The organism is Anaerosporobacter faecicola (genome assembly GCF_012070565.1).
GTDB lineage: Bacteria > Bacillota > Clostridia > Lachnospirales > Lachnospiraceae > Anaerosporobacter > Anaerosporobacter faecicola.
In genome coordinates this window covers 372,450-385,623 of record NZ_JAAQRO010000022.1, presented here as the reverse complement: position 1 = coordinate 385,623, position 13,174 = coordinate 372,450, and the positions used below count along the sequence as shown (strand labels likewise).

General features: G+C 36.5%; 11 protein-coding genes and 1 pseudogene. All 12 read left to right on the top strand.

The window, feature by feature from the left end; translation table 11 throughout:
• The 12 genes and pseudogenes from HBB17_RS09795 to HBB17_RS09740 all read left to right on the top strand — a co-directional run bounded on the left by HBB17_RS09795 (position 1) and on the right by HBB17_RS09740 (position 13,117).
• Positions 1–1,071: a hypothetical protein gene (locus tag HBB17_RS09795; RefSeq protein WP_167957290.1), complete on the top strand. Its 1,071-nt coding sequence runs from the start codon at positions 1–3 to the stop codon at positions 1,069–1,071.
• Positions 1,072–1,190: 119 nt separating this feature from the next.
• Positions 1,191–1,334: a hypothetical protein gene (locus tag HBB17_RS09790; RefSeq protein ID WP_167957289.1), complete on the top strand. Its 144-nt coding sequence runs from the start codon at positions 1,191–1,193 to the stop codon at positions 1,332–1,334.
• Positions 1,335–2,750 carry a recombinase family protein gene (locus HBB17_RS09785; protein ID WP_167957288.1) on the top strand — a complete coding sequence of 472 codons (1,416 nt, stop codon included), beginning with the start codon at positions 1,335–1,337 and terminating at the stop codon, positions 2,748–2,750.
• Between the two features lie 159 nt (positions 2,751–2,909).
• Positions 2,910–4,985, top strand: a pseudogene (locus tag HBB17_RS09780) (thioredoxin domain-containing protein).
• Positions 4,982–5,176 (top strand): hypothetical protein, encoded by a 195-nt coding sequence (locus HBB17_RS09775; protein ID WP_167957287.1) that lies wholly within the window; start codon positions 4,982–4,984, stop codon positions 5,174–5,176. The pseudogene HBB17_RS09780 and the gene HBB17_RS09775 overlap by 4 nt, the downstream one beginning before the upstream one ends.
• 102 nt (positions 5,177–5,278) lie before the next feature.
• Positions 5,279–5,842: a prolyl-tRNA synthetase associated domain-containing protein gene (locus HBB17_RS09770; RefSeq protein WP_167957286.1), complete on the top strand. Its 564-nt coding sequence runs from the start codon at positions 5,279–5,281 to the stop codon at positions 5,840–5,842.
• Positions 5,843–5,875: 33 nt separating this feature from the next.
• Positions 5,876–6,787 carry an HAD family hydrolase gene (locus HBB17_RS09765; protein WP_167957285.1) on the top strand — a complete coding sequence of 304 codons (912 nt, stop codon included), beginning with the start codon at positions 5,876–5,878 and terminating at the stop codon, positions 6,785–6,787.
• Positions 6,788–6,937: 150 nt separating this feature from the next.
• Positions 6,938–7,741 carry a TraX family protein gene (locus HBB17_RS09760; protein ID WP_167957284.1) on the top strand — a complete coding sequence of 268 codons (804 nt, stop codon included), beginning with the start codon at positions 6,938–6,940 and terminating at the stop codon, positions 7,739–7,741.
• A gap of 67 nt (positions 7,742–7,808) precedes the next feature.
• Complete coding sequence (locus tag HBB17_RS09755; RefSeq protein WP_167957283.1) at positions 7,809–8,531, top strand: response regulator transcription factor; 723 nt, start codon at positions 7,809–7,811, stop codon at positions 8,529–8,531.
• Positions 8,528–9,766 carry a HAMP domain-containing sensor histidine kinase gene (locus HBB17_RS09750; protein ID WP_167957282.1) on the top strand — a complete coding sequence of 413 codons (1,239 nt, stop codon included), beginning with the start codon at positions 8,528–8,530 and terminating at the stop codon, positions 9,764–9,766. The genes HBB17_RS09755 and HBB17_RS09750 overlap by 4 nt, the downstream gene beginning before the upstream one ends.
• 128 nt (positions 9,767–9,894) lie before the next feature.
• Positions 9,895–10,650: an ABC transporter ATP-binding protein gene (locus HBB17_RS09745; protein ID WP_167957281.1), complete on the top strand. Its 756-nt coding sequence runs from the start codon at positions 9,895–9,897 to the stop codon at positions 10,648–10,650.
• A gap of 49 nt (positions 10,651–10,699) precedes the next feature.
• Positions 10,700–13,117: an ABC transporter permease gene (locus HBB17_RS09740; RefSeq protein ID WP_167957280.1), complete on the top strand. Its 2,418-nt coding sequence runs from the start codon at positions 10,700–10,702 to the stop codon at positions 13,115–13,117.
• Positions 13,118–13,174 lie beyond the last annotated feature (57 nt).

Below are 13,174 nucleotides of genomic sequence, written 5' to 3'. Positions count from 1 at the left end.
ATGTTAGAGAAAATAAAAGACATACAGCTAGAATATTTACAGCTATTACAGAGGGTACAAACACAATTAGACTCAAAGGATTTTCTAATTATTGTTGATGAAATAAATGTTTTTTGGAGCACCAAGAAAGAGATAGTTAAGTTATTTCTTAGATACGTTGCAAATAACTATAATACATATGTTTTCACGGGAGCAACATTTCTTGATGTAGAAGATAAAGAACAATATCCATTCTGTTTATTAGGGGATATTCATATTATAGATGATCCATTATGTAAGTATTCACAAGTAGCATTAATGGATATAGATAATAAATGCTTTTCGCTATATACGGAGCAGATAATATTAACAGCACAAGATAATATAAAGATTCTTAAAGATTATTCGGAATATATTGTGATTTTACCTATACGATTGTTAACAGAGATGGATAGCCAAACATTAATAAAAGCCTCAGAACAATTTTTTTTAAGCTTATTTAATAATAAATTGGATTCAATTAAACAATACACGCAAAGCTATTCAAGTTTTGAAGAAATAATAACAGATTTAAAACCGGGGGTTGAGAAATCTTTGGTTTTTAATGAATATGAAATTGAGGGTGAAGGTCTTAAAGAACGATTTCAAAGAGCATTCAATGATGCTCCTTTACCTGATAATATTCCAAATACAGAAGCTTGTAAGTTCTGGTTCTGTATTTTTGGTTATCTCAATCAGTCATTAGATATTATGCTTACATGTGCCGAATACAACTTAATTCCATATTTAAGAAGTAATGTTACTTTTAATTATTTTATAGTGTTAAGCCAGAATTTCAAAAGTCATACTGAATATTCAGAAATCATTTCTAGATGTATTGTTGCACACCTTCTTTACAATTTATTTGATAAAAATATGATTAAGAGTATAGAATTTAGTGAGTTTTTTAGCATTGTGAACAGGCTTAATTTCTGTGAAGAATTATTTAAATGTATAGATATAAGTAAGCTTATGAAGTATGAGGTAACAATTGAAGATGTCAATAAATTGGTAAAGGAACATCTGAAAAGATTGTATAAAGGTTTAAGTTAAATATTCTTATCCTAAGTGCATTGGAAAATACTTCTGATGCACTTTTTTTTACCCCAAGTTTACTTCTCAAAAAAGCATTATATAACATAAATATAATCATTTTTTAGGGAGTAGATATTATGAAAAAGGAAAAGAAACTTAAGATCACAGTTACAGTAACCAATAAACCATCTCGTGAAGCAATCGAAGACTTTACAAAGCAGGTTCTTAATATTTATAATGAACTAATCACCAATGATGACGAACGAGAGGAAGCTGCATAGATGAAAGTTGCAATATATTTAAGAAAATCACGTGGTGATGAAGAGACAAGTTTAGAGAAACATAGAATGCAGTTACTTGAGCTGGCACATCGCAATCATTATACGTATGACGTGTATGAAGAAATTGGAAGTTCTGACAGCATTACCAGTCGCCCAGAGTTTACAAAATTACTGGACAATATCAAGAAATACAACAAAGTGCTGGTAGTTGCATTAGACCGATTATCAAGAAATGATTTGAATCAGGCACAGATCATCAATATTTTCAAAGAAAATGGCGTAAAGGTTGAGACACCAAACAGAACATATAACTTTGAAGAAGAGTCAGATATTATCACATCAGATTTTGAATTTCTGCTTGCAAGGCAAGAGTATCGTTTGATTAAGAAACGTCTAAGACAAGGGAAAATCGAAGGAGCAAAGCAAGGAAACTTTGTCAATGGAAAGCCACCATTGGGATATCGTTTCAACTCCATGACTAAGGAAGTTGAGATAGATGAAGATGGCAAGAAGATATATCGATACATTGTAGATAAGGTATTGTCAGGAGAATATTCAGCATATTCTATGGCATTTGAACTCAATAAGCAAGGCGTACCGACTTCCTATGGAGGTCAATGGAATAATACAGGGGTATACCGCTTGTTGCTGTCAGAGTTCCATCTAGGCATGGTAAAGTATAATAATGAATGGTATCAAGGTCGTCATGAGCCATTAAAGACAGAAGAAGAGCATCGAAAGGTGTTGACCATGTTTAATCATGTCGGTAAGAAACCAAGAAAGAACAATAAACGAGTATTTGCGTTATCTCAGTTATTAAAATGTCATTGCTGTGGTCATACATTGACGTTAGGATTGAAGAAAGCAGATAATACAGTCTATGTGAAACCTTGTTGGTATCGTGACCCATATGGCGAAAAATGCGGCAATTATGGAATGAAACAAGATACCTTAATGCCATTCATTTATGAGCAGATTGATGACCATATCGAAGAATTAAAGGTTTGTATTGAGTCTGGACAGAACAAGGTCAAGATGGAACGAAAGAATGCTTTATTGTATGAGTTTGATATGATTGAACAGAAAAGACAAAGTTTAAATGAGAAACACAAGAGAATCTTAGAGATGATCGAAAGTGGTCTATATACGATAGCCGATGGAAAAAGACGTATCGATGAACTAAATGATCAAATCACTAGTTTACAGAAACGACAAGATGTGATAAAATATGACATAGATACAGAATTTTCCAAGAACATGGAAGATGAATTACTTTCATTAGAACAAGTAAAAGAAAGATTACAAGGCTGTGTATCAGAAGAACAGTTGAATGCAATCTTACGAAGTATCATCAAACAAATTAAATATGGAAAGACGATAGACAATGAAGTTACATTGGAGATTAGCTACTTATGATAAAGGACTGTTCGTTTCTTTAGCATTCTGTTATATAGAGTCTCCAATTTTTTTATGATAGATAAAGTAGTAATACAAAGGTTTATCACAATCAATCCTTGAATACTTTCATTTTGTTAAGAGAACACTAAGTGAAAACGAATTAAGGAGGTGATTGTTATGAACCTAGAGGAAAATAGAGTAGCCAACCGCTTAATCAATGAGAAAAGTCCTTACTTACTTCAACATGCGTATAATCCAGTAGACTGGTTTCCATGGGGAGAAGAAGCATTTGCGAAGGCAAAAGCAGAGGATAAACCGATTTTTTTAAGCATTGGCTACTCCTAGGTAAACAATTACGTATGTCATTGGCGCCATGTTATGGAGAAGGAATCGTTCGAGGATGAAGAAGTTGCGAGGTTACTCAATGACCACTATATTGCAATTAAGGTGGATAAAGAGGAACGACCGGATATTGATACCATCTATATGACGGTTTGCCAGTCCATAACAGGACATGGCGGGTGGCCACTTACAATTTTGATGACAGCAAAGCAGAAACCATTTTATGCGGGTACGTATCTTCCGAAGCATGGGACGAGGAATTACATTGGACTGATGGAACTGTTGCAGAGTGTTGTGAAGATGTGGCATGAGGAACGGGAGCGGCTAACGAAGTCCAGCGAAGATATTACAAGACTACTGCAAAAAGAGCTGTCTACAGCCAAGCACAAGGAGAAAGAACAGTCGGTGGAACAATTGTTTGATCAGGCATTTGCGGCATTTTGGCAGCAATTTGATAAGCGGTATGGAGGGTTTGGGGAAGCACCAAAATTCCCTACACCACATAATCTGATCTTCTTACTACGGTATGCAGTAGAAAACCAGAAGGATGAAGCGCTGCATATGGTAGAGAAGACATTAGAGGGAATGTATCAAGGTGGAATCTATGATCATATCGGTGGAGGCTTTTCTCGATATTCTACAGATGAAAAGTGGCTCGTACCTCATTTTGAAAAAATGTTATATGACAATGCATTGCTGGTTCTACTCTATACTGAAGCATATCAAGTTACCAAAAAACCTCTCTATGAAAAAGTGGTAAAAGAAACATTACAGTATTGTATGGCGGAAATGAATAGTAACGAAGGTGGATTTTATTGTGCACAGGACGCAGATAGCGAAGGAGAAGAAGGAAAATACTATGTATTTACTCCACAGGAAGTTATTGATGTGCTGGGAGAGGAAGAAGGAAGACGATTTAACCAATACTATGGAATAACGGATCTTGGTAATTTTGAAAATCGTAGTATTCCTAATCGAATTGGAAAAGAGCTACCTTCTGAGAAAGATGTGATGCATCTGTGGAAAAAAGAACGAGAGAAACTGTATCGCTATCGTCTTAGTCGTATGAGCCTACACAAGGATGACAAGATTCTTACCTCATGGAACAGCTTGATGATTATGGCGTTGGCTAAGGCGTTTCAGGTATTTGGAACAGATGAGTATCTTCATACTGCAAAATGTGCCTATGCATTGATCAATGAACAATTACGAGGAGAGAAGGAACGCCTCTATGTAAGATACCGAGAAGGACAACGCTTTGGTCTAGGAAATCTTGAAGATTATGCATTCCTGATCATGGCACAGATTACTTTATATGAGGCAACGGCAGATCCCGTCTATCTGATCAAGGCAGTACGAGATACGGAGGAGATGATTCATCTATTCTGGGATGAGGAGAACGGAGGCTTCTATTTCTATGGGCATGATGCAGAACATCTGATCATCAGACCGAAGGAAGTTTACGATGGAGCCATACCGTCAGGAAATTCGGCAGCAACCTTTGTTCTTTGTCGAATGGCAAAGATTACACGAAATGATCGGTTTATACAGATTGCCAAAAGACAACAGGAATATATTCTGCAGGAAATTTCCTCGTACCCATCTGCATATACCTTTTCCTTGTGTGCACTTATGGAAAATATCTATGGTGGGAAAGAAATCATATGCATTGTGAAAGAGCAGGTGGATCATAAAGAAGTAAGACAGATCTTGCAGGAGTGCTACGCTCCAAGCACTATGATTCTTCTTGTAGAGGAGGATACAAGAGAGGGGTTAGAACTGGTAGCCCCTTATTTAGCCGAGTATCCCAAAATTGTTGCAGAGAGTACAACCTATATCTGCGACTCCAATGGATGCCATCCGCCAATCTATGGGATGGAGGAGTTAAGAAAAATTCTTTTCTTTGTATGATGGAAGGAAAAGAAGCGATAACAATAAACAGGACCAATTTGTATTGGTTCTGTTTTGTATATATGGCAGTATTCTATGCAGAGGGATTTTTCAATCTGCTCTTTTCATGGATTCAAGACAATTTAAAGACAACACGTGAATTTTTATGTAAGGTTGTGAAACAGACCATATTGATGAACCAGAATCCATAACGGTTTTTTGGAAGCATTTTTAAAAGTAGAATCATATGGTATAATATAAATGGATTCTACAGTAAGATTTCATAGAAAGAAATAGGAGAGCGAGGAGCGGACATGAACGAACTAGTAGTGGGAAGACCGGAGACTTCAGATGGACGACTGGAGAAAGAGATGAAAGTATACGATTTGTTAGACCAATTGCAAATTTCATATGAACGTGTGGATCATGAAAAAGCGGATACCATAGAAGCTTGTGAAGTAGTGGAAAAGGCATTGGGAGCTGGGACAAGTATCTGTAAGAATCTCTTTTTATGTAATGCACAGAAGACGAAATTTTATTTGTTAATGATGCCGGGAAGAAAAGTATTTAAGACAAAGGATTTAACAAAACAAATCAATAGTGCACGTTTATCCTTTGCAAGTCCAGAATATATGGAAAAATTTTTGAATATCACCCCTGGATCGGTCAGTGTAATGGGGCTTATGAATGATACAGAGAATAACGTACAACTATTGATTGATGAAGAAGTGGTTGAACCAACATATATTGCGTGCCATCCTTGTATGAATACATCAAGCATCAAGTTCAAAACCAAAGATTTATTGAACACATTCTTGCCATATGTACATCATGAACCGATTTTTGTAACTTTACCAGTGGAAAGTTCGGTTTTATAGTCGATAAATACAGGAGTAGAAAGAGGGATAACAATGTTTCAAACATATATATTTGACCTATACGGGACGCTTGCTGATATTCACACAGATGAGGAGTCTTGGGAGGTATGGAGCAAGATGCGTTTGCTTTATGCATACCATGGAGCTAACTATCGTGTAGAGGAATTACGAACCGCTTATGAACAGGCAGTTCGTAATGCCATAGATTTTGCTTTAAAAGTTGACTTTGAAGAAAAATTAAAAGAAGATAAATTAAAAGAGGTTAAAGATTCATCAAGCAATGAAGCAAAGAAACAATTAGTAAAAGTAGAGATTCAGATTCTCCTAGTTTTTCAAGAACTATTTAGGGCAAAGGGAGTATCCGTAACCAACGAAGAATGTACATATATTGCCCAGTTTTTCCGTGGGCTAACTACTAGCTATGTTAAGTTATATAAGGGTGCCAAGGAATTATTAAAACAATTAAAGGATAAGAAGAAAAAGGTATATTTACTCAGCAACGCACAAGCAGCATTTACAAGGGGAGAATTAATGATGCTTGGGATTGAATCTTATTTTGATGGGATTTTGCTATCATCCGATACGAAGTATGCAAAACCAGATCCTCGATTCTATGAACAGTTGCTTCGTACCTATCAGATTGATCCCACTACAGCAATCATGATTGGAAATGATCTAGTGGCAGACTGTCAAGGTGCCAAAAATATGGGACTACACACTTGTTATATGCATTCGAACTTGTCTCCAATTGAGGATCAAGAAGCGCTTAACCAAGCGAAGAGAAAACAAGGGGAAAAGAAACAAGATGAAATGGATCAAGACAAGAGAAGCCAAGAAGTGATACACCTAGTAGATTTGGGACAGGGGATAAATCAGATTGCTGATTTTATAGTAGATCATACAGATTTGAATGAGGTAGCAGATAAAATTATTCGTAAAAGTTAAACGTTTGGAAGATCGATATTGTTTTAACGAAAACTAAGAGCAAACACTTCCATGTCCGTAGAATAGACTTAACTAAGACGATGGAACATTTATTATGTTATCAAGGTACATATATGTATCTAAAATATACTATACGAGGGGGAGAAGGAGATGGAGAAAACAGGTTTTTCAAAAGAAGAAAAATCAGGTTATGGAAGTTCAACGACAGATAGTTTCAAAACAGCAGGGCTTACTGCGAATATGATCAAGGTAATTGCTATTGTTGCCATGGTAATTGATCATATAACCTGGAAGTACATACCAACAGCATCATTGCAAGGGCAACTACTTCATGTGATTGGACGATTAACGGCACCAATCATGGCATTTTTTGTGGCAGAAGGGTTTTACCATACACGAAATTTAAAGCGGTATGTATTGCGTATGTTTGTTTTTTCTCTAATATCGTATTTGCCTTATCAGTTCTATGAGTATGGAGAACTCTTTCATGGACTACGAGGGGGAAGCTTCGTTACGCTCTTGACCAATAGTGTAATATTTTCGCTGTTATTAGGACTGCTATCACTAGTTGTATGGTATAAAACCAATTGGAAGAGATGGATTAAGATCACCGCTGTGGGACTTTTGTGTATCATGGCGAGTACCAGTGATTGGGCGTTGATTGATGTGCTTTGGGTATTTTTCATAGGAATTAACCATGGTAATTTTAAAGAGCAGATGAAAGCCCTTGCGGCAGTTGGACTGATCACCAATGGTTCCATGATTCTTGTGGTACTTTTATCAGGAGATGCGTATTGGTGGCAGAATCTATGCCAATTAGGAGTTATAGGTGCAATCCCAGTGCTATCATTATATAATGGAAAACTTGGGAAATCGAAGAATATGAAGTGGCTATTCTATATATTTTATCCATTACATTTAACGATTTTAGCATTTATAAGGTTTTGCTTATAAGGGGTGAGTTAGTAACGATACTTTTTAAAAAACAAGAAAGATACGAACGAAAAAGTAGGAGGTTAGCATGCATTACAACTGTTTGATTGTCGATGATGAAGAAGGATTAGCGAAGGTGACATGCGAGTATTTTCAGATGTTTGATACAAGTTGTACTTATGTAACCTCTGCTAGGCAGTGCGAGGAATTCTTAGCTAGTCAGGAGGTAGATGTAATCCTACTGGACATTAATCTGGCAGATGAAAGTGGCTTTTCCTTGTGTAAGAAGATTAGAGAGACATATACGACACCAATCTTGTTTATCAGCGCGAGACAAAGTGATGACGATATACTGATTGCACTAAATATTGGTGGAGACGATTATATTAAAAAGCCATATAGTCTGAGTGTATTATTAGCGAAGGTTAAAGTAATCTTAAAACGTATTCAAAACAGCGAGGTCTACGAAGCGGGCAAGAAGAGAGAGGCAAAAGTGGGGGAAGACCAGGATACAGAGGAGATTTCCTATAAGAATATTCGCATTAATGAAGGGGCAATGAAGATCTATATTGGAGAGAAAGAAATCCTGTTAAAGGCAAAGGAATTCAAACTGTTTCTGTGCTTATTCCAAAACCGCAATAAGATTGTGACAAAGGATCAGCTATTTTCGGAAGTTTGGGGAGATAGCTTTTTCAGTGATGGTACCATTAATGTTCATATTCGAAGGTTACGCGAAAAAATTGAGGAGGACCCCAATCACCCACAATTGATCAAGACAATCTGGGGAACGGGGTATATGTTGGAAGTATGACAAAAAAATGGATTATTGGTTTACATATTGTTGTTCTTTTGCTTATTCTATGTGGCATTCGATATATCAATCATTGTGATTATAACAAGGCAGATATTGCTTCATTGAATAAGTCCTACATGAGAATTACAGAGGAGTTACAGGAAAATCCCGATGCAGACATAACGGCATTGGAAGAACGATATCATTGCAATCTATCTCTCGTACAAGATGCGGATTATCAGCAGGTTATGTACGAAGCCATTAAGAATGGATATGTAGTATTCGATTACAGACAAGAGAACCAAATCATTGGTAAAATCATCTTTGAAGGGGGAAGTGCAACGTATTCAAAGCTGAAAGAGCTGTTGATAAAAGCCTTGCTGATTATGAGCCTGGTGATTTTGCTAATCTATGATGTATCTTTAGGCTTTGTTTCATATTATTACATTCGACCATTTTACAAGTTAAGAGCATTTGCTAGTGAGGTGGCGAAAGGAAATCTGGACATCCCATTGGGGATGAATAAACATAATTATTTTGGAGTATTCACGGAAAGCTTTGACCTTATGCGTGTGGAACTAAAGAAAGCAAAGCAGAAAGAGTATGAAGCGAATCAAAGTAAAAAGGAACTGGTCGCTTCTCTTTCCCATGATATGAAGACACCCATTGCTACCATTCAGGCTTGCTGTGAGGTGTTAGATATCAAGTTGGCTGGAAATGAAAATCTGGATAAGGTGCAGTTGATTGAGGATCGAGCCAATATGATCAATAACTTACTCAACAATATGTTTCATGCAACATTAGAGGAGTTAGAAGAGTTGGAAGTGAATGTGCAGGACGAGTTGTCTACCGTGTTGAAGGAAATCGTAGAGAAGGCACAAACACTTGGAGGGGTATTGATACAGAATACATGTCCTGAATGTATGCTTCGGATGGACGCCCTTCGTCTGGCACAAGTAGTTGATAATATCATTAGCAATGCAAAGAAGTATGGAAAAACGAAAGTAGAGATTTCCTATGAAGATGCGAAAAATGGAGTCATACTGAAGATCAGAGACCATGGACAGGGGGTACCCGAAGAAGCATTACCGCTATTGATTGAGAAATTCTATCGTGCAGAGAATGCAAAAGGATGTACAGGAGCAGGACTTGGAATGTATTTGGCGGATTATTTCATGAAAAGGATGGAAGGGGATCTGGTGTATTATAATGAAGAAGGATTCGTAGTGGAGATATTTGTAAGGAAAGCATAATCAATTATGTAAGAAACAGTTAAGAATTAAGCTAGATTCAGGAAAAGACTTTTGAAAAAATAGTAGGTATAATAATGTTGTAGTCAGATAGGCTACAACATTTTTTTTAAGAAAGGGTGGGCGCAGATATGGCAGCAATATTAAAAGTAACAGATTTATGTAAGGCATTTTCCAATGGTAGTGTGCAACAGCATGTACTTAAGAATCTGACAATGAATATAGAAAAAGGCGATTTTACAGTAATCATGGGAAGTTCGGGATCAGGAAAGAGTACAATGTTGTATTCGGTATCCGGGATGGACCGACCAACATTGGGAAGTATCATTTATGATGGACAGGAGATTTCAAAGCTATCCAATGACAAATTAGCAATCTTTCGTAGAAAAAACTGTGGCTTTGTATTCCAACAAAATTATTTGAACAATACGATGAGCGTTATCGATAATATATTGGTAAATGGATTGTTAGTTAGTAAGGATCGAAAAAAAATTGCGGCAAGAGCAAAAGAATATTTAAAGAAAGTTGGTTTGACAGCGGAATGTTATGACAAATTCCCAAGTCAATTATCAGGAGGGGAAGCACAGAGAGTTGCAATCGTGCGAGGTCTAATTAACCAGCCAGGAATCTTGTTTGCAGATGAACCAACGGGAGCTTTGAATTCACAGAATACGACAAATGTATTAGATATCTTCACGGAATTCAATCAAGATGGGCAGACCATTGTTATGGTAACTCATGATATCCGTTCCGCAGTAAGAGGAAATCGAGTGCTTTATCTGAAAGATGGTGTAATCGAGGCAGAATGCGAATTAGGAAGATATACACCAGAAGATACCAATCGCGATCATATATTACGAGAGTTCTTAGAAAAGATGGGTTGGTAAACTTGATTCGAGAAGGAACAACTCATTATAAGAAAGGGAGCGTAAAGATATGAAATTAATGATCATTGCATTAAGTAATATGCGAAAACATAAAAGTAGTATTGTTGTAACGGGAATCTTAGTTGCCTGTGCAATGTTATTGCTATATTCTAGTATCAACTCCATTGGTAGTGTCACAAATCATGCTGCTGATGTGAATAAGAAACAAAATGCAGCAGATGTAATTCTCTACACAAGTTACGAGGACAAAGAGAAAGTTTTTGATTTTTTTGACTCTCAAGAGGAGATTACCGAATATGAGTCCAGAGGCTTCTATAGTACGGGTGTGAAATATCATAATGTAACAATGGATAGTAAGAAGGAGCAGATGGAATTCCGAATCATGAATGAGAAGGATAAGACCAATATATCAAACTTTATTATTTATGATAAACAAAAGGAATGGAAAGAAAATTCGATTATTTTACCAATGTATCTGAAAACAGGATTGGGATTCCATTCCGGTGACGAGATTGAGCTTGAATATGCATTGGCAACACAAACCTATGAGATCTATGGTTTTATTGAAGATGTCATGTTCCCAAATCCCAACACGGTAGGAATGTATGAATGTATCGTATCAAGCGAAGAATATGAGAGAGTTGCATCGTATGGCTGTTTAGCAGGAAATGCGTATTTTGTAAAGATTGATGAGAAGCTTCAACCATTCAAATACGTAAATGATTTTAGAAAAAATATTGATGATCACATTCCAGGAATCTCATCTTCCGTGGTATATTACATTAATGATTCGCAGAGTATGTGCTATGCGGCTTCGGTATGGGCATACACGATTATGGCATTATTTGCTGTATTTGCAATCTTTATTATTGTGATTGCGGTTATTGTGATTCGATTTACCATAGTAACAACACTCGAAGATAATCTACCGAACATTGGAATTCTAGAAGCGGGTGGATATACTTCAAAACAAATGATCTTTGCCAATATGGTGGAATATCTTTCAACGACAATTATCGGTATACTTCTTGGTTTGGCTGGAGCAGTGGGAGTGAAAGGCTTACTAGAGAACATCGTGAATGCTACCACAGGATTAAAATGGCAAGAAGAATTTAGCCCAGTTATTGCAGTAATCTGCGGAATCATTCTAATTCTTATGGTGGCGCTTACCATTCGAATTGCATCAAGACGTATGAAAAAAATCACACCATTAGATGCATTACGCGATGGTATACATACACATAATTTCAAGAAGAATCCAATTTCTCTTGAAAAATCAACCTTACCACTGAATTTGTCAATTGGGTGTAAGAATATTTTACAAAGTTTAAAACAGAACATTTCTATTTTGATCATTGTTTGTTTACTCACATTTATCTGTGCGGTATTCTTCAATGTTTACTACAATGTAGCCGTTGATCCGGACGGAATCATTCGTTTAGTTGGAATTGAAAAATGTGATATTGCCTATGAAATCAATAATACCAATGGAATGGATCTTCATTTCCCTGCAGAGGGAACAGATAAGAAAGATGCCGATTACTGGAAAATGTGTGACCGCATTAAAGAAATAGAGGGTGTACAGAATGCATTTCCATGTGGAAGTGGAAGCACGTACTTAACAAATGGAAAGCAAAATACGCAAATTGAATTGACTGCTTATGATGATTTTAGCCAGTTGAAGATTAATACCATAGTTGAAGGAAGATATCCAGAAGAAAATAATGAAATTGTATTAGCAACCAAAACGGCAGAGCAGTTAAAAGTCGAAATTGGAGACGTTGTATATGCAGAATCAGGAGAGAAATCTAACGACTTCGTTGTCGTAGGAATTGAGCAGCATATGTATAACGTAGGTACAGGAGCATTGGTGAACTTTGACGGGTTGCAAAAAATAAGCCCAGATGTAGAGATTAACAATCTATTTGTATATACCGAGGAAGATGTGGACATCGATACGATTATTAAAGAAATCAAAGATGCTTTCGGGGATTACCAATCCAATTTAGCGAATTTTGATGAGTATTTCACGACAATCTTAGCAACATTCTCTTCTGCAATCGGGGCAATGTCGCTATTCTCATTAGTATCTACAATGATAATTGTTTGTCTGATTATTTATTTATTAATCAAGATGAAATTATTACGAGACCGTCGTATGTTAGGAATATACAAAGCCTTAGGCTTTACAACACCACAATTAGTAGGGCAAACGGTGCTTAGTTACATACCAGTTATTGGAACTGGAGCTTTATTAGGTGGTGGCCTTGCAATCTTGATTGGTAATAAAACGGTTGCAGCAGTATTCCGTGTGATCAGTGGTATTCAAAAATGTAATTTCACAACGGTATATAGTTATATCATCTTATCCGTTGTGTTAGTAATCGTTGCGGCACTTGCAATTGCAGTTGCATGTTCTGCCAAGATTAGAAAGATTGAACCATGTAAGATGATACAGGAACAGTAGGTTTGAATTTTGTAATAAGAATGAAGGAAGTTTTGAGAGGCTTTCGGTACTTTGTGT

What these genes read in the sequence shown, in the direction of transcription:
- HBB17_RS09745 (WP_167957281.1), top strand. Translation starts at nt 9,895, where the DNA reads ATGGCAGCAATATTAAAAGTAACAGATTTATGTAAGGCATTTTCCAAT.
- HBB17_RS09760 (WP_167957284.1), top strand. Translation starts at nt 6,938, where the DNA reads ATGGAGAAAACAGGTTTTTCAAAAGAAGAAAAATCAGGTTATGGAAGT.
- HBB17_RS09765 (WP_167957285.1), top strand. Translation starts at nt 5,876, where the DNA reads ATGTTTCAAACATATATATTTGACCTATACGGGACGCTTGCTGATATT.
- HBB17_RS09795 (WP_167957290.1), top strand. Translation starts at nt 1, where the DNA reads ATGTTAGAGAAAATAAAAGACATACAGCTAGAATATTTACAGCTATTA.
- HBB17_RS09770 (WP_167957286.1), top strand. Translation starts at nt 5,279, where the DNA reads ATGAACGAACTAGTAGTGGGAAGACCGGAGACTTCAGATGGACGACTG.
- HBB17_RS09755 (WP_167957283.1), top strand. Translation starts at nt 7,809, where the DNA reads ATGCATTACAACTGTTTGATTGTCGATGATGAAGAAGGATTAGCGAAG.
- HBB17_RS09775 (WP_167957287.1), top strand. Translation starts at nt 4,982, where the DNA reads ATGATGGAAGGAAAAGAAGCGATAACAATAAACAGGACCAATTTGTAT.
- HBB17_RS09740 (WP_167957280.1), top strand. Translation starts at nt 10,700, where the DNA reads ATGAAATTAATGATCATTGCATTAAGTAATATGCGAAAACATAAAAGT.
- HBB17_RS09750 (WP_167957282.1), top strand. Translation starts at nt 8,528, where the DNA reads ATGACAAAAAAATGGATTATTGGTTTACATATTGTTGTTCTTTTGCTT.
- HBB17_RS09790 (WP_167957289.1), top strand. Translation starts at nt 1,191, where the DNA reads ATGAAAAAGGAAAAGAAACTTAAGATCACAGTTACAGTAACCAATAAA.
- HBB17_RS09785 (WP_167957288.1), top strand. Translation starts at nt 1,335, where the DNA reads ATGAAAGTTGCAATATATTTAAGAAAATCACGTGGTGATGAAGAGACA.